This is a genomic window from Vibrio breoganii (genome assembly GCF_024346795.1).
GTDB classification, from domain to species: Bacteria; Pseudomonadota; Gammaproteobacteria; order Enterobacterales; family Vibrionaceae; genus Vibrio; species Vibrio breoganii.
Window position 1 is genome coordinate 185184 of record NZ_AP024865.1, and the last position, 25412, is coordinate 210595.

At 45.9% G+C, this 25412-nt stretch carries 19 protein-coding genes; 14 read left to right on the forward strand and 5 right to left on the reverse strand.

Annotated elements, in window-relative coordinates; all coding sequences use genetic code 11:
* Positions 1-13: 13 nt before the first annotated feature.
* Positions 14-562, reverse strand: coding sequence for a cupin domain-containing protein (locus tag OCU35_RS14125; RefSeq protein ID WP_261826328.1), 549 nt, complete (start codon positions 560-562; stop codon positions 14-16).
* 238 nt (positions 563-800) lie between these two features.
* On the opposite strand from OCU35_RS14125, the gene OCU35_RS14130 reads away from it, so the two are divergent.
* Genes OCU35_RS14130 through OCU35_RS14140 form a run of 3 tightly spaced genes read left to right on the forward strand, consistent with a single transcriptional unit; the run spans position 801 to position 4405 of the window.
* Positions 801-2147: an aspartate aminotransferase family protein gene (locus tag OCU35_RS14130; RefSeq protein WP_261826329.1), complete on the forward strand. Its 1347-nt coding sequence runs from the start codon at positions 801-803 to the stop codon at positions 2145-2147.
* A gap of 4 nt (positions 2148-2151) precedes the next feature.
* Entirely contained in the window at positions 2152-3648 is a 1497-nt protein-coding gene (locus OCU35_RS14135) for a CoA-acylating methylmalonate-semialdehyde dehydrogenase (protein WP_017031589.1), read from the forward strand.
* A gap of 7 nt (positions 3649-3655) precedes the next feature.
* On the forward strand, positions 3656-4405 hold the full coding sequence (locus OCU35_RS14140) for a type 1 glutamine amidotransferase (protein WP_261826330.1): 750 nt from the start codon (positions 3656-3658) through the stop codon (positions 4403-4405).
* A 96-nt stretch (positions 4406-4501) separates the two neighbouring features.
* Here the strand turns inward: OCU35_RS14140 and OCU35_RS14145 are convergent, their stop codons facing one another.
* A complete protein-coding gene (locus OCU35_RS14145) occupies positions 4502-5440 on the reverse strand; it encodes a LysR family transcriptional regulator (protein ID WP_017243642.1) in 939 nt (312 codons plus the stop codon).
* A gap of 176 nt (positions 5441-5616) precedes the next feature.
* Between OCU35_RS14145 and OCU35_RS14150 the strand changes: the two genes are divergently transcribed.
* Together OCU35_RS14150 and OCU35_RS14155 are read left to right on the forward strand one after the other, a co-directional pair.
* Entirely contained in the window at positions 5617-7587 is a 1971-nt protein-coding gene (locus OCU35_RS14150; protein ID WP_261826331.1) for an alkyl sulfatase dimerization domain-containing protein, read from the forward strand.
* An 81-nt stretch (positions 7588-7668) separates the two neighbouring features.
* Positions 7669-8160, forward strand: coding sequence for a hypothetical protein (locus OCU35_RS14155; protein ID WP_261826332.1), 492 nt, complete (start codon positions 7669-7671; stop codon positions 8158-8160).
* Between the two features lie 87 nt (positions 8161-8247).
* Here the strand turns inward: OCU35_RS14155 and OCU35_RS14160 are convergent, their stop codons facing one another.
* Positions 8248-8607, reverse strand: coding sequence for a glutaredoxin family protein (locus OCU35_RS14160; protein ID WP_017028470.1), 360 nt, complete (start codon positions 8605-8607; stop codon positions 8248-8250).
* A gap of 553 nt (positions 8608-9160) precedes the next feature.
* On the opposite strand from OCU35_RS14160, the gene OCU35_RS14165 reads away from it, so the two are divergent.
* The 7 genes from OCU35_RS14165 to speB all read left to right on the forward strand — a co-directional run bounded on the left by OCU35_RS14165 (position 9161) and on the right by speB (position 19168).
* On the forward strand, positions 9161-10561 hold the full coding sequence (locus OCU35_RS14165; RefSeq protein ID WP_017028471.1) for a glycoside-pentoside-hexuronide (GPH):cation symporter: 1401 nt from the start codon (positions 9161-9163) through the stop codon (positions 10559-10561).
* Positions 10562-10727: 166 nt separating this feature from the next.
* Positions 10728-11750: an aldose epimerase family protein gene (locus OCU35_RS14170; protein ID WP_261826333.1), complete on the forward strand. Its 1023-nt coding sequence runs from the start codon at positions 10728-10730 to the stop codon at positions 11748-11750.
* 12 nt (positions 11751-11762) lie between these two features.
* Positions 11763-13253 (forward strand): L-fucose/L-arabinose isomerase family protein, encoded by a 1491-nt coding sequence (locus OCU35_RS14175; protein ID WP_017028473.1) that lies wholly within the window; start codon positions 11763-11765, stop codon positions 13251-13253.
* A gap of 150 nt (positions 13254-13403) precedes the next feature.
* Positions 13404-13961, forward strand: a complete 558-nt coding sequence (locus OCU35_RS14180) for a hypothetical protein (protein ID WP_261826334.1) — start codon at positions 13404-13406, stop codon at positions 13959-13961.
* Positions 13962-14119: 158 nt separating this feature from the next.
* Entirely contained in the window at positions 14120-15868 is a 1749-nt protein-coding gene (locus OCU35_RS14185; RefSeq protein WP_261826335.1) for a formate--tetrahydrofolate ligase, read from the forward strand.
* Positions 15869-16339: 471 nt separating this feature from the next.
* Positions 16340-18250 carry an arginine decarboxylase gene (gene speA, locus OCU35_RS14190; RefSeq protein WP_065211038.1) on the forward strand — a complete coding sequence of 637 codons (1911 nt, stop codon included), beginning with the start codon at positions 16340-16342 and terminating at the stop codon, positions 18248-18250.
* On the forward strand, positions 18251-19168 hold the full coding sequence (gene speB, locus OCU35_RS14195; protein ID WP_102359876.1) for an agmatinase: 918 nt from the start codon (positions 18251-18253) through the stop codon (positions 19166-19168).
* 331 nt (positions 19169-19499) lie between these two features.
* On the opposite strand, the gene OCU35_RS14200 is transcribed toward speB, so the two are convergent.
* Both OCU35_RS14200 and OCU35_RS14205 read right to left on the reverse strand, forming a co-directional pair.
* Positions 19500-20870 (reverse strand): L-serine ammonia-lyase, encoded by a 1371-nt coding sequence (locus OCU35_RS14200; protein ID WP_017031578.1) that lies wholly within the window; start codon positions 20868-20870, stop codon positions 19500-19502.
* Positions 20871-20882: 12 nt separating this feature from the next.
* A complete protein-coding gene (locus OCU35_RS14205; protein WP_261826336.1) occupies positions 20883-22424 on the reverse strand; it encodes a sodium:solute symporter family transporter in 1542 nt (513 codons plus the stop codon).
* A 347-nt stretch (positions 22425-22771) separates the two neighbouring features.
* On the opposite strand from OCU35_RS14205, the gene OCU35_RS14210 reads away from it, so the two are divergent.
* Entirely contained in the window at positions 22772-24076 is a 1305-nt protein-coding gene (locus OCU35_RS14210; RefSeq protein WP_261826337.1) for an MFS transporter, read from the forward strand.
* A gap of 214 nt (positions 24077-24290) precedes the next feature.
* Positions 24291-25307, forward strand: a complete 1017-nt coding sequence (locus tag OCU35_RS14215) for a nuclear transport factor 2 family protein (protein ID WP_102359879.1) — start codon at positions 24291-24293, stop codon at positions 25305-25307.
* Positions 25308-25412: the final 105 nt, after the last annotated feature.

Below are 25412 nucleotides of genomic sequence, written 5' to 3' on the forward strand. Positions count from 1 at the left end.
TTTACCTTCTTCCTTAAAAACTGGCCGGTGAATTTGCGCTGACGATAACGCAATCGTAGTTTGTGGTATTTCTAAATCGGTGCGCACGCATGCTGTCAAAGTAGTAGCTATCACCTTTGCGTAGCACGGTTACTTCATTATCAACGGTAAGCTCTAATTCGCCCTCTACGATGACACCGCACTCTTGTCCTTCATGATTCAACATCTCTTTGCCAGTGTCTGCACCGGGTGCTAGGGTCTCTCTTAGCATGCCAATATGCCTACCTTCATGGTAATGCCCGACTTGGCGATAGCTGATCTTGCCTCTTCCGATTTCGGGTTGCTCTTCTTTACGCGTAAAGAACTGCTCTGGCATTGGCTCATCGATGGCAAAAAAGTCCGCCATGGATGAGGGGATCTTACTGAGCAACTTACTCAGTGACGCAACAGAAGGGCTAACCGCGTTGCTTTCTATTTGTGAGATAAAGCCATTGGTGACACCCGCTCTCTTAGCGAGCTCACGTTGTGATAGACCGGCTTGCTCTCTCAAGGTTTTAAATCGTGGTCCTATTTCCGTATCCATTGGGCACAATCTCCAACTTTTCGCGTTGTGATTAGTAAACTAAACACAATCCTAGCTCACTAAACGCAAAAAACCAGTAAGTGTTTATAATTCAATCATTGAACAGCTAAATAAAACGTTCTATAGTCAATTTTGTTCATTATTTAATAACATTGTATTTACATGTTGAGGTGTGAGTGTTTTGCGGTGTTTAGTAAAAGAAACGATGTTGATTCAACATGCTTAGTTGGAGTGCACAATGCAAGGGATAAACAAGCAAGATACCAATAGTTCAGCAAATAGGGATGCATTCTGGATGCCGTTTACTGCCAACTCGCAGTTTAAGGCTTCGCCAAGGATGCTAGTGTCTGCTGAAGGGATGTACTACACATCTGAAGATAGACGCAAGATCCTCGATGGGACGGCTGGGTTGTGGTGTTGTAATGCGGGTCATGGTCGACGTGAAATTAGCGAGGCGGTGGCTAATCAAATTCACAACCTTGATTTCGCTCCTACATTCCAAATGGGACACCCATTAGCGTTTGAGTTCGCAGAATCTCTAGCCGAGATTGCTCCTGCAGGTCTATCTAAGGTGTTTTTTACTAACTCAGGTTCAGAATCGGTCGATACCGCCTTGAAAATCGCGCTGGCGTATCAAAGGGGCATTGGGCAAGGTACTCGTACTCGTCTTATTGGCCGAGAGCGTGGCTACCATGGTGTCGGGTTTGGTGGCATATCGGTAGGTGGCATTGTTAATAATCGAAAGGCATTTGGAAGCTTATTAACTGGTGTTGACCATCTCCCACATACGCTAAGCATTGAAAACAGCGGATTCAGTAAAGGTTTACCCGATTACGATCCTGGGTGGGCTGAAAGCCTTAACAATATCGTCACTTTGCATGATGCCAGCAATATTGCTGCGGTTATCGTTGAACCTATTGCTGGCTCTACGGGCGTTATTCTGCCACCTAAAGGCTACCTAAAGCGTCTTCGAGAAATTTGTACGCAACACGGCATTCTGCTGATCTTTGATGAGGTGATTACCGGATTTGGTCGTATCGGTAGCCCTTTTGCCGCTCAAGAGTTTGATGTTAAGCCCGATATTATTACCTCGGCGAAGGGACTGACCAACGGTGCAATACCAATGGGGGCGGTCTTTGTGAGTGATGAGATTTACCAAGCGATGGTTGCACCAGACAGTCAAGCTATAGAGCTCTTTCACGGATATACCTATTCTGGGCACCCAGTGGCAGCGGCGGCGGGACTGGCAACCCTTAATATTTATCGCAACGAAAACCTCTATACCCGCGCTGCCGATCTGGCCGATTACTGGGAACAAGCCGTGCATAGCTTAAAAGGTCTACCTCACGTGAAAGACCTGCGTAACTACGGTTTGATTGCCGGCATTGAACTAGAAGGGATTGCCGGTAAACCGGGTTCACGAGCGTTCCAAGTCTTCACTAAGTGCTTTGAAAAAGGCGCGCTCATTCGAGTGACGGGCGATATTATCGCGCTGTCGCCACCGCTTATTATCGAAAAACAGCATATCGATGATCTATTTACTTTAATAGCAGATGTTTTACAAAATATTGATTACAAGGAATAAGACTATGTCAGTTTTGGTATCCAATTTTATTAACGGACAAACGGTAGCAAGTAACAGTGGGCGAACGGCTGACTTGTTTGATCCTGCCAATGGTGAACTTCGAGGACAAGTGCAGTTATCTAGCGCCGAAGAGGCATTAGCGGCTGTCGATGTAGCAAAGCAAGCACAACAAGCATGGCAAGATACACCGCCGCTACAGCGTGCGCGTGTGATGTTTCGTTTTAAAGCCTTGCTTGAGGAAAATGCCGATGAGTTGGCCACCCTCATTTCCACAGAGCACGGTAAAGTGCACAGTGATGCTTTGGGCGAATTAACCCGTGGTTTAGAAGTGGTGGAGTTTGCCTGTGGGATCCCGCACCTTTTGAAAGGAGAACATTCGCTGAATGTCGGTCGTGAGATTGACAGTTATTCCATGATGCAACCTGTGGGGGTGTGCGTAGGTATTACACCGTTCAACTTCCCTGTGATGGTGCCACTTTGGATGATTCCGGTGTCACTGGCTTGTGGTAATAGCTTTATTCTAAAACCTTCAGAAAAAGACCCAAGTGTGTCCTTGATGCTAGCGGACATGTTGAAGCAAGCGGGCCTTCCCGATGGCGTGTTTAATGTCATTCAGGGTGACAAAGAAGTGGTTGATGCCCTTTTGGAGGCACCCGATGTTGCCGCAGTCAGCTTCGTTGGCTCGACGCCGATTGCCGAGGCGATATACAGCAAAGGCAGTGCTAATGGAAAACGCGTACAAGCGCTGGGCGGCGCAAAAAATCACTTAGTGGTGATGCCTGATGCCGATCTCGAAGGAGCCACAAACGCCCTTATGGGAGCCGCTTATGGCGCTGCTGGTGAACGCTGTATGGCGATTTCGGTTGCGGTTGCGGTGGGTGATGAAACAGCAGACCGTTTGGTTGCCTCGCTAAAAGAGAAAGTCCAAACCCTGCGCGTTGGCCCAGGTCTTGGCGTTTCCCCAGAAAATGAAATGGGGCCGCTTGTCAGCGAACCGCACATGAACAAGGTGAAAGAGTATATTCAAACCGGTGTGGATCAAGGAGCCACCTTGGTGGTAGATGGCCGTGATATTAATGCCTCTGCGCCTGGGTATTTTGTTGGGGGCACTCTTTTTGACAACGTCACTTCTGATATGACGATTTACAACGAAGAAATATTCGGCCCTGTGCTGTGCGTTGTTCGCGCTAAAGATTATCAAGAGGCGCTGCAGCTAATTAATCAGCATGAGTTTGGCAATGGCACAGCTATCTATACCCGTGACGGTGATACGGCCCGTGATTTCTCGGAGAAAGTTGAAATTGGTATGGTAGGGGTAAACGTACCTATCCCAGTGCCAATGGCATTCCACAGCTTTGGGGGTTGGAAGCGTTCAATATTTGGCCCTTTAAATGTCCACGGCAATGATGGGGTTCGCTTCTACACCCGAATGAAGACAGTGACTGCCCGCTGGCCGAAAGGACAACGAGAAAGTGAATTTGTAATGCCAACAATGAAGTAGGTGAACAATGAAGATAGGGATATTAACGTGCGGTCATGTTGACTCACCATTGTCGGATGACCATGGGCAGTATGCGGACATGATTGAGGCTTCGCTTTACGAGGTCAACAATGAGTTCACATTTCAGAACTATGACGCAACCAAGGGAGAGCTGCCTCATCACGATGAATGCCATGGGTTTATTATTACTGGTAGCGTGAACAATGCGTACGATGATCATCCCTGGATTCTACAACTCGTTGATTGGATCATTCGCTGTGAAGTGCTCAGGCGTCCCCTTGTTGGCATATGTTTCGGCCATCAATTGATTGCTCGTGCCTTAGGTGGCACGGTGCAAAAGTCAGATAAAGGCTGGGGCCTGGGAAGCTATGAGGTGAAAGTCACCGCTCAGAAAAAATGGATGAACTTATCCGTTGATAGCGTCCGACTGCTTGTGAGTCACCAAGATCAGGTGACAACGGTGCCTCGCGGCGTCAAAGTGATCGCAAGTAATGAATTTTGCCCTAACTTTATGTTGGTTAAAGACAACCATGTGTTAACCGTACAGGGGCACCCTGAGTTTGGCGTTAGCTTTACTGAAAAATTAGTGGAGAAACGCAAACACTTGATTACGCCGCAGTATTACCAACAAGCCTTTATCGAACTTAGTCAGCCGCAGGATTCGGCATTGATATTACATTGGATAGACAATTTCTTTGTAATGGCTAAGCATGATAAAGCCATAGAGCATCGAACGAATCCAATGGAGATTTTGTAAAATAGCTCATTGAATAAATCCTTTCTAAGCATAAAACTAAACGCCAAATTATCGTATTTGGCGTTTTTTATAACTATCGAGTCTCACATCTGTCGCTTAATCATGCTCAAGCTTATATCTATCCAAGTACACCTGAATCTTCTTCGATATTGAAAAAATCGTATCTCTGAGCCATATATGCGCAGGGTCATTATCAAGTCGTTTTGGCCAGATCAAATAAGTGCTCATAGCCGTATGCTCAAACGGGGGGGTGAATACCTGTAGTTGCAGTCTGTCTTTGAATTGCAGTGCCAGTGATAGCGGCACAACACTCAGGCAGTCGGTTTGGCTACAGAGCATCAAGTTACTGAACAGGGTGCGTCCGTGATAGGCCACGTTTCGTTTGGATAAGTCGATACTGGTGTAGTGGGTGAGGCTATACAGGCTGTTTCTTTTCCTCTCTAGTAGGGCGTGCTTTTCTTGCATGAAGAGCTCCGCTGTCAGCGTCCCTTGTATGCGAGGATGATCTTGGCTGCATACCACCACAAAGCTGTTCTCCAGTAGTTTTGTACTTCGAATGCTAGCTTGCTTTGGCGGCAAGATATCTATCAACAGGTCAACCTTCTGACTCATCAAGTCATCGTACATCTTGCTTTCATCTGAAGGCTGATCAAACACTTCCAAAGTGATATCTGCTGGCGTGGTTTTGGCAAATCGATTCATTAACACCCATTGCAGATGCTCTGGCGCAGTAATAACAAATTGACGCTTAGCGGTCTCCGGATCAAATGAGCCCAGAGATTGGAAGACCTGATTAAGCTGGCTGATAGGCTCTTGTACTTGCTTATAAAGATTCTTCGCGTAGCTGGTGGGCTCAATGCCTCTGCCTTTGCGCAAATACAGCTCTTGCCCCAACTGCTTTGATAGACGAGCCATTGCCGTACTCACCGTCGACTGGTTGGTATTGAGCTGTTCAGCCGCCTTACTCAAGCTACCTTGCTCTATGACAGCCGCAAATACAGCCAGCAAATTAAAGTTTGGGATATCGTTTTGCATAATAAATCTCTCTATATCACGACTAATAATATCGTAATTACGATATATTGATATCGAAACTCATCATTTATTCGATTGTACCTAAGCCCTAATATCATTTTTAACTAGTTTTCGGAGAGTTCTTGAAAGGTTCTTCGAAAATACGATTATAAAAATAGAGTTAGGTATTACTCCCTATGACAAACACATTTCGAAAAATGTCCCTACCTGCTGCGATAGCAACGGTGCTTTTTGCATCTAATGCCCTAGCAAGCACACCCGTTGTAGAAGCGACCTCAAAAACAGGTCAAGAACTTCAAACTAACAACGCAGATCAGTATCAGAATGTTGATATGGATGCGCGCTACAACGACGGCGTGCTATTTGAGCACAAATCAAACCTATTCTGGGGTAAGGGCGAGCGCATCAAGGTGTTGTCTACCACTGGCGATACTCTAGCTTATACAAAAGAATCAGAATATGTTCATCCAATCTTGACCAAGCATGGCCGTAAGATGGATCAAGCAGTCATTCAAGTAGATCACAATGTGTATCTCGCCTACGGATTTGGCCTTGATACTCCTGTGATGATTGAGGGTGACGACGGCATCATCATTGTCGATCCAGGCGAGTCTGTGCAAATGGCGCAAGCGGCCAAAGAGCAGTTTCGTAAGATCACCGATAAGCCAGTGAAAGCGATTGTTTATTCGCACAACCACATCGACCATATCTCAGGCGTTCGTGCGTGGACCAATGATGAAGAAGTAGCATCTGGTGAAGTACAAATCATTGCTCAAGAGGGGCTAACTGCAGCGGTTGCAAACTGGTCTTCAAACCTAGGCACACTGTTTGGTCACCGCACTTCATACACGGGCGCTAAGCACGTTGAAGAAGGCGAGCACGGTACAGTGAATGACGGTCTTGGTCCTCGTTTTATGCAGGGTGATATCTCGTTCATCGAGCCAAACGTGGTATTCAAAGACAAGATTGAAACCACGATTGCCGGCGTGAAACTAGAAATCGTCAACGTTCCTTCTGAAACCAAAGATGAAGTTGTCGTTTACCTGCCAGAGCAAAAAATCCTGCACGCGGCAGAAGTGCTACAGGGCGAAAACTTCCCGAACCTGCACACTATTCGTGGCACGAAATTCCGCGACCCATCCATGTGGTTCAAGGGTATCGACATCATGCGTCAGTTTGATACTGAAGTGATGATCAACTCTCACGGCCGTCCTGTTGAAGGAAAAGAAGCGGTAGCGAACGTATTAACAGCGTACCGTGATGCGATTCAATACACGCACGACCAAACTATTCGCTATATGAACAAGGGTATGACCCCTGATGAGTTGGTTGAGGTAGTTAAACTGCCTAAGCATCTTGCTGAGCACCCTTGGTTGGGCGAGCACTACGGCACGGTGGCACACGCTGTGCGTCAGATCTATGTCGGCTACAACGGCTTCTTCGAGGGTGACCCGTGGCAGCTAGAGCCAATGGCGTATGAGCAGCGCGCTAAAGCCTTCATTGAGATCATGGGCGGTCGCGACAATATCATTAACACCGCAAATGCAGCCATTGAAGCGGAAAACTACACCTTTGCCGCTGAGATCCTGTCTTACCCAATCACAGTGAACAAAGATGATATGGAAGCTCGTAAGCTTAAAGCGAAAGCGTATAAAGCGTGGGCTGCAGATCAAGTGAACATTAACTGGCGTAACTGGGCACTTAACGCTGCCGCTGAGCTGGAAGGTACCCGTGACTTCTCTAACATGATTAGCTTTGCTTCTGTTGATGTGCTTACCGCTCTTCCTAGCAAGCAGATCTTCGACATGATGACGTCGACACTGATTGCTGAGAATACCCTAGATGTGAACATGACGCTGGTATACAACTTCTCTGATACCGATGAGTCTTTCACTATCGAGATTCGTCAAGGTATTGCACAGCTGCATGAAGTAGCGCTAGAGAATGCAGACGTAGAGATCAATACCACTCGAGCCACCTTAAATGACGTCCTAATGGCCGGTGCCAATGCCCAGCAAGTGATGGGACAAAAGATGCAAAGCGGTGAGTTTACGTTTGCTAATGGTGATATCCAAGGCTTTGGTCAGTTCATGAGCTACTTTGATAAGCCAATGGCACCACAAGACATCATGTTGATTGTTCGCTAACTCCTACTTCGATAACAACAGATGTAACTCCTATGCAACGGTAAGGGGACCTCAGGGTCCCTTTTGCTTGAGGAAGGTAAAATGCTAAAACTCGGTACAGTGGTCGCTTTGTGTATTTGTTCTGCTACTGCATTTGCGTGTGGGTTTCATCAAAGTGCGGGCTTCAATATGACAATTGAACAAGGCTCTCTTGATGTATTTTCGAGTGTGATTGAGGTGCGCCAATCTGGTGAGCTCCATAACGCCAATAAGCCTGATCACTTTCGCTTGTTCAGCTTTAAATCATCCATTGAGAAGCCCTATGCCAATAAGGTGGATTTCACGCTATTTGAGGCGATAAAGGGTCACTACAGCGACGTAAAGATGGAACCTAGTGTTCAAGTGACAGGGAAGGACATCTTGCCAACGCAAGCAGAGGTCATGCTGGTGACAGAACTGGACGTACTGGATGCTCTTGCTACGGGCACTCTCTCTTGGGATGAGGCTAAGCACATGGGCTTAGTACATATTAACGGCCCTGAGCATAAGCAACGTGCGCTAGATGTTTGGTTTACAAAGATATTTCAAGGGTAAATCTAGGAACATTGTGCATGAAAGGCTTAATAGAGCGCTCGATGTCGGATCTCTTTAAAGTTGACTCGAACGCTCAGAGTATCAATGTTAAGCAAACTCTTTTTGTAAGTAAGCCACAATGTCTTTTGATTCATACATCCAGGTCTCTGTGCCTTGCTGTGTGATCTTAAGACATGGCACCTTAACTCGGCCTCCACCAGATAACAGCTCCTCACGTGCGGCTTCGTCACCCTTTGCGTCTTTAAGCGCGACATTGACGGATTGACGCTTCATTTCGCGACGCACCTTCACGCAAAACGGGCAAGCATCAAATTGATAAAGGGTTAAATCATTGGCTTTTGCATCGGCTGCTTGCTGTGCTTCTTCAGACCTTTTGACTCCGCGTGGCGTGAAGATAAAGTTGAGCAACAAGATAATCTTTCCTAGAACAATCCTGATAAATTTCATGGTGACCTTTTTCTAATTCATTGGTTTTGAGAATAAGTCTCAATGCTCTATTAAATCCCTTCTAGAGTCAATTTGCTTGCACTCTTGCTGCCAACTGAAGCACAGCATTGACAAACAGTCGGAGATTTTTTGTGCAGTGATATGGAGTGGTGAACCCTATAAAATGAGGCAATATCCTGCTTAACGGCATAACAAGGCTTGTGAACACTAGGTTACACCTCAGTTATTTAAGGTTTATTTGTTGATGAATTTGCGTGAAATTTGAATTTTTTGATGACCTGTTTGCGTAAGGATCAATTGTTATTTTTCATTTCTTAGCGGGTAAATCTTCTAAATGTGTATTAGCCCTCAACTCTGTCACTTTTTGGTCTTTCGTGCGGAACTTGGTCTTAATGCTATGATTTTAAAGAAGTATTTTCTGGGCGTTGTTGTGGAATTCTGAAGTTGCTCACACTAATCAAATAACATAAACCCTTTGCTAGTTTGGGCAAATGAACAATGGAATCATAAGGATAAGAATAACAGGCAACTAATTTGTACCCGGAGAATAATAATGAATACGATCAAGCTGTCCGTAAGAGAGAAGGTTGCCTACGGCTTAGGTGATACCGGCTGTAATTTCGTTTGGCAAACAGTGATGCTTTTCCTCGCCTATTTTTATACCGATGTTTATGGGCTTTCTCCTGCACACATGGGCACAATGTTCCTTTTAGTTCGCTTCATTGATGCTGTAACTGATCCGCTTATGGGCTCAATTGTTGATCGAACTAAATCAAAGCATGGTCGCTATCGTCCGTATTTGTTGTGGATGGCCGTGCCATTTGGCATTGCGTGCATGTTCGCCTTCTACACACCCAACTTCGGCGAAACGGGCAAGATTGTCTATGCATACGCGTCGTACATCTTTCTAACTCTTATGTATACGGCGATCAACGTTCCTTATTGTGCTATGGCCAATGCCTTGTCTAATGATTCAGAAGAGCGCACATCACTACAGTCTTATCGTTTCGCTCTAAGCACTGCTGGTGGTCTTGTGGTTGCAATGGTTGCGCTACCTTTGGTAGGAGTGATTGGTGATGGTGATTTACAAAAAGGTTATCTTGGTGCAATGGCAATCATGGGGGCAATCGCGATTGCACTATTTTTCGTCAGCTTTGCGAATACTAAAGAGCGTCACGTGCCTGAAGTGGAAGAAAAGCAATCTGTTTGGGAAGATTTGAAGCTACTTCTAGCGAATGACCAATGGCGGGTACTGTTTATCGTAAATATCGTGTTGCTTACGGGGGCGGTGCTAAAAGGTGCGACGACTATGTATTACGTAAACACGGTGATGGGGCGTGGCGACCTAGCAACCATGTTTATGGTTGCAGGAATGCTAGCTGCTATTGCTGGCGCGATGTTATCGTCACCACTGTTTGGCAAATACAACAAACCTACGGTTTACCGCATATTAATTGTCATCTCAGGTTTTATTTCAATGCTGATGTACGCCGTTGATCCAACGAACGTGACAATGATATTCGCTATCACCATTGTGCTAGCGTTAGTTCAAACAGCGACTACACCAATTCTTTGGAGCATGATGTCCGATGTGGTCGACTACGAGAAAACACGCAGCAATCGCTCTCTAAGCGGTATGGTGTTCTCTACCAATCTCTTCGCTATCAAACTTGGTATTGCATTAGGTGGAGCAGCAGTTGGCTGGATACTGGCATGGTCAGGTTATATAGGTGGCGCTGAAGTGCAAACTGCAGAAGCAGTCAACTCCATAAACCTACTGTTTACTGTGGTTCCTGGAGTGATGTTTGCTTCTCTAGCTGTGTTTATGATGTTTTATAAGCTTGACCAACAAAAGCTGAAACAGATCAAAGCACTTCTAGAGCTAGACGCTAAGAAACCGGCTCAAGAAGTTGAGGTTTCAGAGGCTGGATTGAAGGTTCAACTTAGCCAGTAACTGATATCACTGAGAATTGAAATAGCCTCCTACTTGGAGGCTATTTTTTTACCTAAACAGAGTTCACAAATACATTTTTTCTCAATCTTGTTTTTAAAAAACATAATGGAAACTCTCTTATTAATAGAAGAAAATAACTTCATTAGCTTGTTATTAGGACTCTAACATGAAAGACGTAAAGGTATCCAATTGGGGGGAATATAAATTGTTTTCTCTAGTTAATAATAAAGGAACACAAATTGATATATCAGACCTTGGTGGTTTGATCGTTAATTTTTATACCAATGATATCAGTGGCAATAGAAAAAACATTGTCCTTGGCTACGATACCCCAGAGCAATATTTGAACGGTAAGTGCTACTTGGGCTGTCTTGTTGGGCCATGGGCCAACAGAATTGCCAACGGCCACTTCTCTATTGGTGAAGACGACTATCAACTTGAGTGCAATGAAGGCACTAATCATTTACATGGTGCTTCCGCGAGCCTTGGCGCGAAGCGTTGGAATGTTGAAATAGTAAACAGTGCGTCTTTACGGTTGAGCACTATGGTTGAGAGTGGTGACGCAGGCTACCCTTGTGATATTGAGTTTAAGGTTGAGTACCACTTGTCTGAAGACAATGCTCTTAGCATTAACTATCAAGCGTTCCCGCGTGCACTAACACCTATCAATATGACGCAACACACCTACTTTAATCTAGGCAGTAGTGCGGATGTACTTGACCATTTCATCCAGATTGAGGCCAACGATTACCTTCATGTCGATGCGCTAGCTATCCCGCTGTTTAAGGCTTCAGTCGAGGATACTCCGTTTGATCTGCGTACGGGAATGGCTATTAGAGAGGGGCTATCTCAGTCCAATGAGCAGCTAGAAAATTCGGGCGGCTATGATCATTGCTGGTGTTTTGACTCAACAGAAATCAAACCCGTTGCAAGAGTATTTGGGAATAATTCTGGAATAGAACTACAGGTCGCTACAGATCAAATAGGCATGCAGTTTTATAGCGGAAATTTCTTAAATAATGAAATTGGTCGAGACTCTAATATATACAATAAACATGCAGGCTTGTGTTTAGAAACTCAGTGTTATCCAAATCAAATTAATATGGATAATAAACAAGAATGTATATATGGGCCAGATAGACACTATCAGCACAATGTTATTTATAAAGTATTCACTACAAAAAATTAAATCGAGACAATTATGATTAATATTCCTCAAGTAAAAATGGGTATTGTTGCGGTCAGTCGTGACTGTTTCCCTATTTCTCTTTCAAAGCAGCGTAGAGAGAATGTGGTACAACACTGCGAGCAAAAAGATATTGATATTGTGCAGTTAGAAACCATCATCGAGAATGAAAATGATATGTTGCTGGCGCTTGAAGAGGCCAAAGACAAGGGGATTAACTCGCTAGTGATTTATCTTGGCAACTTTGGTCCCGAAGGTCCGCTGACTCAAATGGCGCAACGCTTTGACGGGCCTGTAATGTTTGTTTCTGCTGCAGAAGAGTCAACTGCGTGTCTGAGCAATGACCGTGGTGATGCATACTGCGGAATGCTTAACGCTTCATACAGTGCCAACTTGCGCAACATTCGTCCTCATATTCCTGAATATCCAGTGGGCACCCCGGAAGAAGTCGCAACAATGATAGGTGATTTTGTTCCTGTCTCTCGCACTATTCTTGGTCTTAAAGGGCTAAAAATCTTTAGTTTTGGGCCGCGTCCTCATGACTTTGTTGCGTGTAACGCGCCTATAAAAGCCCTGTTCGATCTTGGTGTAGAAGTGATGGAAAACAGTGAGTTAGACCTGCTTGATCTATACCAAGCCGCAGAAGGTCATTCCGATATTCCAGGCATTGTTGCAGAGATGGAGAAAGAGCTAGGCGACAACAATCCGTACCCTGATTTGCTTCCTAAACTTGCTCAATATGAGGTTGCACTACTGACCTTCCATAAAGAAAACCTAGGTGCCTCTAATTTTGGTATTTTTGCTAACAAGTGCTGGCCATCCTTTGAAAAATTCTTTGGCTTTGTGCCTTGTTACGTCAATGCTCGCCTTGCAGAGCGTGGCATACCCGTCGCTTGCGAAGTGGATATCTATGGCGCTTTGTCGGAGTACATGATCACTTGTGCGACCAACCACCCAGCTACACTGCTAGACATCAATAATACTGTACCGAAAGATATGGTTGAGAATGCAGGTGATAAGATGGGAGAGTACACAGAGAAAGACCTGTTTATGGGTTTTCACTGTGGTAATACCGCACCAAGCTGTATGAAGAATTCCCAGCTACGCTTCCAGAAAATTATGCATAGCTTGATGGAGCCAGGACAAGACCCAGATATTACTCGCGGTACGTTAGAGGGGCAAATCAAAGCAGGAGAGGTGACACTGTTCCGTCTTCAATCTACAGCGGATACTAAGCTTCGCTCCTACGTCGCTCAAGGTGACATTCTGGACATTGACCCAGAGTCATTTGGCTCGATTGCGGTATTCGCTATCCCAGAAATGCAGCGCTTCTATCGCCACGTTCTTATTCAAAAACGCTACCCGCACCATGCAGGGATCGCCTTTGGCCATGTAGGTAAGACACTCTATCAGGTACTTGATTTGATTGGTGTATCAGATATTGATTACAACCAGCCAAGCTATGATCGATACCCGAATGAGATTCCGAGTGTGTTCTTGAACTAACTAACCTCAATCAAAAGCCTGCACATGTGCAGGCTTTCATCTATTCAGGCAACTCAAAGTAGTTGTGAAGCGATACGATTTTCATTGATGTCATAGGCACAATGAAAGAGATGAGGTATCGTTAGCCTTTTCTCGTAACGCCTTGGCCCTATGACAACACCTAACGCTTTATATAACGCTGTTCATGCCATTGGCTTTGAACTTCCAACGAACTCCGTTTCTGTAAACGTGGACTCGTCGCAACTTGAGCAATTGTGTGAAAAGCTCTCGCCATTGTTTGAGCGCTCCAAGTTGAAGCATTCGCAACATTCTGATCTTCAGTTGCTGTTGGGCTTGTTTACTCTGCACCATGAAAAACTGCTGCATCAGTTGAACGCTCAGCAAGAGAGCTTGCTTGCCATGCAGCGCGTTATTGATGGGTCCTTAGAGGATAAACACGCAGCTGCGTTTAAGTCTCCTCTGGTCATTGAGTTTTGGCTTACCATGCATCTGTGGCTGTTTGTACAAGGGCAGCTAGAAATGGATTACTCTCTGGCGAATGATTACGCCACCGAAGGGAGTCTATTACTGGTTTCGTTTACCCCTGTTTCGGCTGACGAGTTACGTTGTGAATGGAATGAGTCTTTCTATAAAGGAAGCAACATTTTGAAAGAATTTGCTGGGGGCAATAAGGGAATTCGAGGCTGGCTAGCTAAGGTATTCAAATAAAAGCGGTTTATAGCCTGTATAGGCTTCAGTTTGTGACCCTTCCATAATTGAAATGTTCGTTTTTCATTCAACGCAAACGTTTGCACTTTACTTATTGTCAGAATTCTTTATTATCCCCGCCAAAATCAGATTGTCTCTTTTATCTCCCTGAGGAAGCCATGCTGTCGGACATTGAAATCTCTCGTTCTACCCCATTACGCCCTATTGCTGATGTAGCTACTGCCGTAGGTTTGCATGCTGATGAGATTCAAACTCATGGTCAACACAAAGCCAAGGTTTCTCTTAAGGCGCTTAAGCGTCTAGAAAACAAGAAAACCGGTAAGTTAGTCGTAGTGACTGCGATTACGCCAACCCCTCTTGGTGAAGGTAAAACCGTGACCGCCATTGGCTTGGCACAAGGCCTGTTCAAGGTAGGTCAATCTGTAATGGCCTGTATCAGACAGCCTTCTATGGGGCCAGTATTTGGCGTCAAAGGAGGTGCAGCGGGTGGTGGTTACTCGCAAGTTGCGCCGATGGAAGAGTTAAACCTGCACCTTACGGGTGACATCCACGCTGTGACTGCCGCTCACAACCTTGCTTCAGCGGCAATAGATGCGCGCATCTATCACGAGCAGCGTAATGGCTATGAAGACTTTGAAGCACGCTCAGGCTTAACGGCACTGCGTATCGACCCGCAAAGCATCGTGTGGAAGCGCGTGATCGATCACAACGACCGTGCGCTTCGCAAGATCAACGTAGGCTTGAACGATGAGGGTAAAACCATCAATGGTTATGAGCGTGAAGATGGCTTTGATATCTCAGCGGCATCTGAGCTTATGGCGGTACTTGCCCTAGCCAGTGATTTGCAAGACCTGCGTCGCCGCATTGGTAGCATAGTGATTGGCTACAACCTTGATGGTAAAGCCGTGACTACCGAAGACTTAGGCGTAGCGGGCGCAATGACAGTCAGCATGCGTGAGGCCATCGAGCCAACCATGATGCAAACCCTTGAGGGTATCCCAACGCTTATTCATGCGGGTCCTTTTGCCAATATTGCACACGGCAACTCGTCTATCATCGCTGACAACATCGCGACTAAACTTGCAGATTACACGGTCACTGAAGGTGGCTTTGGCTCAGACATGGGCTTTGAGAAGGCATGTAACATCAAGGCTCAGGCTTCTGGTAAAGCGCCAGATTGCGCAGTAGTAGTGGCAACGCTTCGCGGCTTGAAGGCCAACTCTGGTCTCTATAACCTAAAGCCAGGTCAACCGATCCCAGACAGCATGTTCGACAAGGACAGCGCAGCCCTTGAAGCGGGTTTTGCGAACCTAAAATGGCACATCGAGAACGTCGTAAAGTACGGCGTGCCGGCGGTAGTTGCTATCAACCGCTTCCCGCAAGACAGCGAAGAAGAACTAGCAAAGCTAAAACAAATGGTTGAGGCACTGCCTTACTCTATTGAAGTTGCTGTATGTGAAGCATTCGCACAAGGCGGCGCAGGAGCCGCTGAGCTTGCTGCTAAGGTGGTTGCTCAGTGCCAAACACCTGCTCAATTTAAACCTCTTTATCAGATGTCTCAGACGCTAGAAGAGAAGATCATGGCTGTAACGGAAGTAGGCTACGGCGCAGCATCAGTGACCTTAAGCGACAAAGCGAAAGCTCAACTGGCGCAGTTTAAATCTCTAGGTTTCGATAACCTTGCTATCTGTATGGCAAAGACGCCAATGTCGATCTCAACCGACGGCAACATTAAAGGCGCTCCGACCCAGTTCGACGTACCCATCCGCGAACTAAAGCTATGCGCAGGCGCAGGCTTCATCTACGCCCTATGCGGCAACGTAATGACCATGCCAGGCCTACCAGACAAGCCAGCCTTCATGAATCTTGATATTGATGAAGATGGGAATATTACTGGGTTGAGCTAAGTTACCAACAAAGACCTACTTCCACAATACAATAATCGCACCGTCATCCTGACGAAAGTCAGGACCTTAGAGAGTACCCATACCTGACTTTCGCACCCCCCAAGATACTGGATAAACACCATGTGTTTTCCAGTATGACGGTGATTTGAGATTTTGCTGGTGGGGTTCAAATCAGACTGAAAGCTCGAAGCTTGAAGCTTGATATGACCCCGTCATCCTGGAAACTACGCCAGTAGTTATCCAGGATCTTAGCATGCACAAACACCAAACCTTGCACGTCCTAAGCTGACTTCAACCCCGCACCTCCTTTATTTATCCTCACGACAAAATCCTTTTGTTAGACTCCAACCTCATTTTATCCGTTAATGCGCCCCACACGGCGGTGAAACGAAACCGAATGAACCCGTGTTAGGTTTGGCTTCAGGTTCTTCTGAGTCATTTGTCCTTCCTCTTGTCTTTGTGAGATTTGACGTGGAAAAACTTTCTAAACTTGACCGTGTTCGCGCGGATTACAACGTTCATTACTGGAGCCAAGGCTTCTACGGTATCGACAATCAAGGTGAGGTGTATGTATCACCGCGCAGCGACAACGCACACCAAGTACCGTTGAGTAATATTGTTTCTCAATTAGAGCAAAAACAACTTAACTTGCCTGTTCTAGTAAGGTTTCCTCAAATCTTACATCAGCGTGTGCATGGTATTTGTCAGGCGTTCAACCAAGCGATAGCCGAGTACCAATACCCAAATAATTACTTGTTGGTCTACCCAATTAAGGTAAACCAGCAAAAAGAAGTGGTCGACGAGATCCTAGAGAGCCAAGCGCAGCTTGAGACTAAGCAGTTGGGGCTAGAAGCGGGCAGTAAGCCTGAGTTACTCGCGGTATTGGCTTTGGCACAAAAAGCGAGTTCTGTGATTGTATGTAACGGCTACAAAGACCGTGAATACATCCGATTAGCACTGATTGGCGAGAAGCTAGGACATAAGGTTTTCATCGTACTTGAGAAGCTATCTGAGCTAGACCTAGTGCTTAAAGAAGCCAAAGACTTAGGTGTAACGCCTCGTCTTGGTCTTCGCATTCGCCTTGCATCTCAAGGTGCGGGCAAGTGGCAATCAAGCGGTGGCGAGAAATCTAAATTTGGCTTGGCGGCATCTCAAGTGCTTTCGGTTATCGAGCGCTTGAAGAAAGAAGGCCAGCTAGATGCATTGCAATTGGTTCACTTCCACCTGGGCTCACAGATGGCGAACATCCGTGATATTCGCAACGGTGTGAATGAGTCAGCTCGTTTTTACTGTGAATTACGAGCTATGGGCGCAGGCATCCAGTACTTCGATATCGGGGGCGGTTTGGCGGTGGATTATGATGGTACACGCAGCCAGTCTTCTAGCTCGATGAACTACGGCTTGATTGAGTACGCGCGCAACATTGTGAGTACGGTAGGCGATGTATGTCAGCAGTATGAGCAACCAGTTCCGACCATTATTTCTGAATCTGGGCGCTCACTAACGGCTCATCACGCGGTATTGATTACCAACGTGATTGGTACTGAGGCGTACTACCCTGAAGCGGTTGATGCTCCACAGCAACTTGCTCCAACGCTACTGCAAAACATGTGGCGTAACTGGGAAAGCCTACAAGATGGCAGTGACGCGCGTGCTTTAATCGAGATCTACAACGATACTCAGAGTGACTTGGCTGAGGTCCACTCTCAGTTTGCAACTGGGGTATTAAACCTAGAGCAACGAGCTTGGGCTGAGCAGCTTTCACTTCGAATCTATTTCGAATTGAGCCGTCAGATGAGCAACAAAAACCGCTTCCATCGTCCAATATTGGATGAGTTGAGCGAGCGTTTAGCGGATAAGTTTTTTGTTAACTTCTCACTATTCCAGTCTCTACCCGATGCGTGGGGGATTGATCAGGTGTTCCCTGTTCTGCCTCTATCAGGGCTTGAGAACGTGGAAGATCGCCGCGCGGTTATGTTAGACATTACCTGCGATTCAGACGGCGCGATTGAGCAGTACGTTGAAGGTCAAGGCATTGAAAAAACCTTGCCAGTACCGGCTTGGGACAAGGATAAACCTTACTTGATGGGCTTCTTCTTAGTGGGAGCGTATCAAGAAATCCTAGGTGATATGCACAACCTGTTTGGCGATACTCACAGTGCGGTTGTGACTGTGAATGAGCACGGCGAATCGATCATTGAACGTATCGATGAAGGGGATAGCGTTGAAGACATGATGCGCTATGTTCATATCGATGTAGACAAGATCCGCGACAACTATCGTGACTTAGTCGCTCAACGCGTACACGCGGATGAGCAACAGCAGGTATTAGAAGAATTAGAAGGTGGCCTAATGGGTTACACCTACTTAGAGGATTTCTAAATGGATGATTTGTTTACTAAAACTGATTATTCGTTGTACTCAAACTCAATGAGTTTTATGCGTCGACCTTATCTGCGCGATCCTGTGTCTGCAGAGGCTGATCTAGTAGTACTTGGAGTACCGCTAGATCTAGCCACCTCGGGCAGACCGGGTGCACGCATGGGGCCTGATGCGATACGACGGGCTTCGGTGAACCTTGCATGGGAAGGTAAAAAGTTCCCATGGGATTTCAACGTATTTGATCGCGCAAAGGTGATCGATGCCGGTGACTTGGTATTCGACAGCGGTGATGCCGAAGGCTTCACCGCACGTTTAGAAGCGGCCACCGATGAAATCCTGAAAAGTGGCAAAACCATGCTTGCATTAGGTGGCGACCATTTTATTACTCTGCCAATACTGCGCGCATACGCCAAGCACTATGGCGAGATGGCATTGATTCATTTTGATGCTCATACGGATACTTATGCCCATGGCAGTGCGTATGATCACGGCACCATGTTTTATCATGCGCCGAACGAAGGCCTGATCTCTTCTGAGCACTCAGTGCAGATCGGCATTCGTACAGAGTATGAGCAGCAAGATCACGGCTTTACTGTCATCAATGCGATGCAGGCCAATGATCAAAGTGCTGATGAGATTGTGGCTCAAATCCGCAAGGTAATTGGCGATAAGCCAGTGTACGTTACCTTCGATATTGACTGCTTAGATCCAGCATTCGCACCAGGCACAGGAACGCCGGTGTGTGGCGGACTAAACTCAGACAAGGTGCTAAAGATTCTACGCGGCTTGGCTGGGGTAAACATAGTGGGTATGGATGTGGTGGAGGTTTCTCCTGCCTACGACCATGCGGACTTGACGGCTCTGGCAGGAGCAACAGTGGCGCTGGAGTTGATGTACGCTTGGGCGTCTAATCGTTAAGTTGTATTGATTGCATTGTTTATGGGAAGGGGAAAGTCTTAGGGCTTTCCCCTTTTTTGATCTAAGGATCTATAGTTGAGCATTGGTTTCGCCTTGCCCGGCGACTTCCTTTTTCGCTATAGGTCGAAAAAGGAAGCAAAAATTTGTCCAAGCAAGTACTTAGATCTTCGATAGGATCGCTCGAAGATGACGAAGGTAGTGGAGTCATGACAAGACTAAACCAACGTCATGCCCGAAGTGTTTTCTGGGCCAGCACTCTGGTCGGGCATCTGCTTCAATCCCAGAACCCAGAATCCAGAATCCAGAACCACTGCAACACGCAGTGAAGCACTTACTCACACGGCGGAGCAAGGTGAATCATCGCTAAACCACCCAGCGACGTTTCGCGATATTTCTTATTCATATCCTTACCCGTCTGATACATGGTATCGATAACATCATCCAACGAAATCAGACACTTACTAGAACGTTTAAGAGCCATGCGAGAGGCATTGATCGCCTTCATTGCGCCCATTGCGTTACGTTCGATACACGGTACCTGAACCAGTCCGCCAATTGGGTCGCAGGTCATACCTAGCGAGTGCTCCATTGCAATCTCTGCTGCAATACAGATTTGCTCGTTACTGCCACCGCGTAGCGCTGTTAAACCAGCCGCCGCCATTGAGGAAGATACACCTACTTCACCCTGACAGCCTACCTCTGCACCAGAGATCGACGCATTAGTCTTGTACAAAATACCGATAGCACCAGACACCGCCATAAAGTCTTTAAGCTGCTTAGTATCTAGCTCTTTGATAAAGCGGTTGTAGTACATGAGTACTGCAGGAATAACGCCAGCTGCGCCATTGGTTGGTGAGGTAACCACCTGACCACCGGCCGCGTTCTCTTCACTTACCGCAAAGGCAAACAGGTTGATCCAATCTAAGATCTCCATTGGGTCGTTCTCAACCAAGGCATTCGCTTCTAGTTTCTTTAGCAAGTTAGGTGCGCGACGCGTTACGTTGAGTCCGCCATCTAGGATGCCTTCGGTCTCAAAACCGCGCTCCATACACAGACGCATTACCTTCCAAATCTGATCCGCTTTGGCATTGATAGCGTCGGTATCTTGGAAGGCCAGTTCGTTGCGAAGTACCATACCACCAAGGCTTAGGCCATTTTTCTCAGCTTGTGCAAGCATCTCGTCAGCGCTTGCGAAAGGAAACTCTACCGAAACATCTTTAGTCTTTTTGCCATGTAGCAGCTCATCTTCTGTTGCAATGAAACCGCCGCCAATAGAGTAGTAAGTTTCAAAACCAACACGTGTGCCTGCAGCGTCAAAAGCTGAGATAGTCATGCCATTTTCATGCAGAGGCAGGTTATCGGTATGGAACAGAATGTCTTTGTCGTAATCAAAGTCAATTAGGTGGTGACCGGCAATATTCATTTTGCCGTCACTAATGGCATTGCGCATTTCAGCGTTAGCACTAGAGATCTTTATGGTGTCAGGACGATTGCCAAGCAGGCCCAGAATCGAAGCGCGATCCGTGTGGTGACCTTTACCCGTTAGTGAGAGTGAGCCATACAAATCCACCTGAATGCGCGTTACCTTCGCTACATCTTGCTGAATAAGTTGAGTAAAGTGATACCCAGCAAGCATAGGACCATTGGTATGAGAGCTAGAAGGACCGACACCTATTTTGTAGATATCAAAAATTGAGTACATATTCTTTACCTATTACGACAATACGGCTAAAAGCCAATCTGGAATAACAAAGCACAGTGCAATAGTTGCTACCGCAAACACGATCAGGCCGTAGTGGCTAGCCTCGGGTTTTGCGAACAAGTGCTTCTGCTGTTTGATGAAGTCCTTTTGCTGAGGAGTGTTAGCTCCCCAAAAAATACTGGTAAGCAGACCTGCTACCATAAATACAGCCGTTCCTAACGGTGCATACCAAGGCCAAGATATATCAGCGGTGTGCGCAATATATACCGCAACTATGCTAAGTATACTGCCAATAATGACGCCCTTCTCATTTGCTTTGTCAAAAAAGAGACCTAGCAAGAAAGAGCCAAGGCGTATACCAACAAATATTGAGGTTAAGCTAGCAATGGTTTTTAAAACGGATTCGTTTGATACCGCAAACAATGCGGGCAAGACTACACTAAACGCAGCCACGACACTCATTTTTCTTGCCACACTTTCATAATGGCTTTTTTCTGCTTCGCGACGAACAAATCGTTTATAGATGTCGAACGTCGCTACTGTTGCCATTGAGTTATAGGTCGAGTCTAAGGTCGACATAGCGGCAGCGGCTAAAGCTGACATGATCAAGCCAATAACGATGGGATTGGTGTGATGAAACACAAAATCTAGGATCACTTCATTGGCGTTGGAGAACTCCGCATCTTGATAGTAGAGCTTTAACAATACACCGATGATAGAAAAGAACAGGTAAATGAAGAATGCACCGTAACCACAGAGCAACATGGATTTCTGTGCGGTTCTAACACATTTTGTGGCCAGCGTTCTTTGAATGATTAATTGATTGGAGCCATACACGCTTAAGTGCAAGAAGGTCACCGCGAATATTCCAGCCCACAGAGTGGTGTCGAGACCTAAGTCTGTAGAAAGATTAATGATCTGTAGGTCTTTGGGATCTAACGTATGGCCATTAGCGATGTTCATGACCAAAATAACAAAGATCGCTACCGTTCCTATCACTAATACTGCAGATTGCAGCATATCGGTCCAAATTACGGTCGAGATACCGCCTGCGTAGGTATAAATAGCCGTAAAAATGGTGATGTAGATGATGGCTTCAGAAACGGTAATGGGTAAAGCCTGTACCAGTATCAAAGCGACGGCATACAAGATAACACCCGCGGAGATGCACTGAACGACAATGAAGACGATGGAGTTTATGGTTCTGGCGTACACACCGAAGCGCAACTCCAGATATTCGTAAATAGAGGTGAGTTTTAGCTTATAAAACACTGGAATGAAAAACAGAACGCTGAAAAAGACCACGATAGGGTAGTTCAGGTGAATATTCATAGCCTGCATGCCTGAACTGTAAACCCAGCCAGGCATACCAACAAATGTCATAGCGCTAATATAAGTCGCTAATATAGAGACGCCAGCAGTAAACCAACCAAATTGTCGACCCCCAGTAGAAAAGTCTCCTCCATTCTTTAACTTTCTATTCACTAAGTAACTGATAAATAGAGTAAGTGCGACATAGATAGCGATTACCAAAAGGCTTGACTGCGTAACCATTATTTTGAGGGGCCTCATTCTTTGGCGAGATTTTCGAGGAATTCTCGCTCAAATTATTGCCAATAAGCCATAGTTTAAGGTGAGTTTCCGCGCTGGAAGCGTTTTATATCATCAGTGCTGATGGATTTGTAGCCTAGAGTGCTAGTTTACCCTATGAATGTGATCATTGTCGGAGTTTGATTTATTTTGGGTGCGTATTCATTGTGAAATTGATTTCGATCACGGTTTTATATTCATCAAACAGATTAAACTTGCCGTGAATTTGACAGATAGCTAGAACGAAAAGTAAAGCATACTAACTAGTGACTAGCTTAATAAACTTAACGCGAAATAGAGGATTCTCGGTCATGACAGCCAAGAAACACATGAGCGAAGTTCCAATGATTCAAAGAGTAGCGGCATATCTAGCGATACTAGTGGGCTATTTTTTCTATTGTTATAACTTTGTAATTATTGACTACGTACGCCCATACATTGTTGAAGCGTATGACGGCATTAGCCTTTCAGATACCGCTCAGTTCTATACTTGGCAGTCCGTTGGTGCCCTGCTTGGTGCATTGAGTTGCGCATGGTTCGCAACAAAATTTGGTAAAAAATCAACACTGATTGCGATTACAGCTCTAAACGGCGGCGCAACTATCATCAACATGATGTTTACCGACTACACGACTTGGGCAGCAATGCGTTTCATCATTGGTTTATCGCTAGGTGGTTATTTCACCGTAGCAGTATCGCTAATGATTGGCCTGTTTAACCCAACGGTACGTGGTAAGCTGACGGCGTTTGCATCATCTATGTTCTCTGTTGCTCTAGTTGCAATGGGTGCGTATGCAGCGTTCATTACTAGCATTGATGCACCTTGGCAGAGCCTAATGTGGGTTGGTGGTGTTCCACCACTAGTTGCTGCTGTTGTAATGATGTTTGTACTTCCAAGCGACAAAAAAGTCATTGCTTTTGGTGAAGAAGACCAGCAGGCAACAACTAACGAAGCAGGCGAAGTAGTTGAAGCTAAAAAAGGCACTTGGGGTGAAATGCTAAGTAAGCCTTACCGCACCATCACTCTTACTTGTCTTTTGCTGTCTGGTTTGAACTTCTACGGCTTCCAATTCTTCGGTGGTTTTGTCACAACGTACTTGCGTGAAGTACGTATGTTTGACGGTGCAACTATCGGACTTATCTTCTCTATCTCTGCATTTGGCTCTTTGTTCGGCGCTTGGTTCTGGGGTTGGGCTGCAGATAAGTACGGTCGTAAGGTCAACGCATTTGGCTTCATCCTTGCCGGTATTATGGTTTCAATCTTCTTCATCGCTCCTGGTGACATGATTATTGGTGGCATAAACATGCTAGCGCTTCTAGGTCTTATCTATAACTTTGGCTTGTCTTCATCGGCTGTATGGGGCGGATACTTCTCTGAATTGTTCCCTGCGCATCTGCGTAGCTACGGTGCAGCACTGTTTCACGGTGGTCGTATTATCGGCATGTGGGCGCCAATGGTTCTTATCTTTATTCAAGAGCGTACAGACCTACAAACTGCAATGTGGGGCTCGCCAATCGTGTGGATCATCGCAGGTCTACTATGGCTAACACTGCCAGAGACTCTTAAAGGCGGCGTGTTCTACAAGAAAGATAAAGTTGAAACGGCAAAGGCGTAACTAGTCGAAAAGCGCTGTGATCCCTGATTGAAGGGAGTCTTAAAACAACAGCGCTCTTCTCGAAACTTAGTCTCGAGAATGACGATACAAGACGTATCGAAAACTACCACGGACAAGGTAATCAAGATTCAGGAAATGACTGAAGAGACTCAGTGACTTCCTACCTAATAAAAAGACAGCGCTTTGGCGCACATTCAAATAAGGGTTTTAAACCATGTCTAAGTACCAAGAAGCAAAACGCATCGTTCGCGATTACTTTGATGCGATGGAAAATGCAACTCACGAAAACGTTGCAGAAGTATTGAAAGCACACACTTCAGAAGATTACTTGTGGAGAGGTGTTTACCCGTTCCGCGAGCAAGAAGGCGCACAAGCAGCAGCTGACGTATTCTGGGCTCCAATGATGAAGTCAATGACTCGCATGCAACGTCGTCAAGACATCTTTATTGGTGGTAACAACGAAGTAAACCCAGATGAAATTTGGGTAATGAGCATGGGTCACTTCATGGGTCTATTCGACGCAGAATACCTTGGTATGCGTCCAACAGGCAAAATCATGAACGTTCGCTACGCAGAATTTAACTGTGTTGTTGACGGTAAGATCACTAAAACAGGCCTATTCCTAGACCTTCTAGGCATGATGGATCAAGCGGGTTGCTACCCACTGCCTCCATCAACGGGTAAGCACTTTGTTTACCCTGGTCCACGTAACCACGATGGCCTACTGTTCGAAGATGCGGCTCCAGAAGAAGGTATTGCAACACTAGCACTAGTAAACAAAATGGTTGATGACCTATCTGCTCTTAACGACAGCGGCGCTATGGGTTGCCCACCAGAAGTACTAGCGAAGAGCTGGTCAAAAGACATGATTTGGTACGGTCCATGTGGTATCGGTGCGTCTTACACTATCCCTCGCTACCAACAACAGCATCAGCTTCCTTTCCGTAACAACCTGAAAGATAAGAAGTTCAATGGTCACGTTTGCCGTTTTGCAGAAGGTAACTTCTCTTGCTTCTTCGGCTGGCCTAACCTATCAAACACCCCAACAGGTGGCTTCCTAGGTATGACAGGCGGTGAAGTACGTGCAAACATGCAAGTAGTGGACGTGTACTACCGTGACGGTGACAAACTGTCTGAAAACTGGGTTCTGATTGACCTACCATACTGGCTACAACAACAAGGTCTAGACGTTTTTGAGCGTACTCAACAGATCTTGAATCCTTCACTGTAAGGAATAGATATCCGATTTAAGTGTGTCATTTTCAGTCGAACTGAAAAACTTCTCTCCGGTGAGAATGGCGCTAACCCGTGACATACTTAAATTAGGTTGCTCCCA

Bases quoted from the DNA above. Each gene is read 5' to 3' on its own strand.
- OCU35_RS14125 (WP_261826328.1), bottom strand. From the start codon at position 562: ATGGATACGGAAATAGGACCACGATTTAAAACCTTGAGAGAGCAAGCC.
- OCU35_RS14130 (WP_261826329.1), top strand. From the start codon at position 801: ATGCAAGGGATAAACAAGCAAGATACCAATAGTTCAGCAAATAGGGAT.
- OCU35_RS14135 (WP_017031589.1), top strand. From the start codon at position 2,152: ATGTCAGTTTTGGTATCCAATTTTATTAACGGACAAACGGTAGCAAGT.
- OCU35_RS14140 (WP_261826330.1), top strand. From the start codon at position 3,656: ATGAAGATAGGGATATTAACGTGCGGTCATGTTGACTCACCATTGTCG.
- OCU35_RS14145 (WP_017243642.1), bottom strand. From the start codon at position 5,440: ATGCAAAACGATATCCCAAACTTTAATTTGCTGGCTGTATTTGCGGCT.
- OCU35_RS14150 (WP_261826331.1), top strand. From the start codon at position 5,617: ATGACAAACACATTTCGAAAAATGTCCCTACCTGCTGCGATAGCAACG.
- OCU35_RS14155 (WP_261826332.1), top strand. From the start codon at position 7,669: ATGCTAAAACTCGGTACAGTGGTCGCTTTGTGTATTTGTTCTGCTACT.
- OCU35_RS14160 (WP_017028470.1), bottom strand. From the start codon at position 8,607: ATGAAATTTATCAGGATTGTTCTAGGAAAGATTATCTTGTTGCTCAAC.
- OCU35_RS14165 (WP_017028471.1), top strand. From the start codon at position 9,161: ATGAATACGATCAAGCTGTCCGTAAGAGAGAAGGTTGCCTACGGCTTA.
- OCU35_RS14170 (WP_261826333.1), top strand. From the start codon at position 10,728: ATGAAAGACGTAAAGGTATCCAATTGGGGGGAATATAAATTGTTTTCT.
- OCU35_RS14175 (WP_017028473.1), top strand. From the start codon at position 11,763: ATGATTAATATTCCTCAAGTAAAAATGGGTATTGTTGCGGTCAGTCGT.
- OCU35_RS14180 (WP_261826334.1), top strand. From the start codon at position 13,404: ATGACAACACCTAACGCTTTATATAACGCTGTTCATGCCATTGGCTTT.
- OCU35_RS14185 (WP_261826335.1), top strand. From the start codon at position 14,120: ATGCTGTCGGACATTGAAATCTCTCGTTCTACCCCATTACGCCCTATT.
- speB (WP_102359876.1), top strand. From the start codon at position 18,251: ATGGATGATTTGTTTACTAAAACTGATTATTCGTTGTACTCAAACTCA.
- OCU35_RS14200 (WP_017031578.1), bottom strand. From the start codon at position 20,870: ATGTACTCAATTTTTGATATCTACAAAATAGGTGTCGGTCCTTCTAGC.
- OCU35_RS14205 (WP_261826336.1), bottom strand. From the start codon at position 22,424: ATGGTTACGCAGTCAAGCCTTTTGGTAATCGCTATCTATGTCGCACTT.
- OCU35_RS14210 (WP_261826337.1), top strand. From the start codon at position 22,772: ATGACAGCCAAGAAACACATGAGCGAAGTTCCAATGATTCAAAGAGTA.
- OCU35_RS14215 (WP_102359879.1), top strand. From the start codon at position 24,291: ATGTCTAAGTACCAAGAAGCAAAACGCATCGTTCGCGATTACTTTGAT.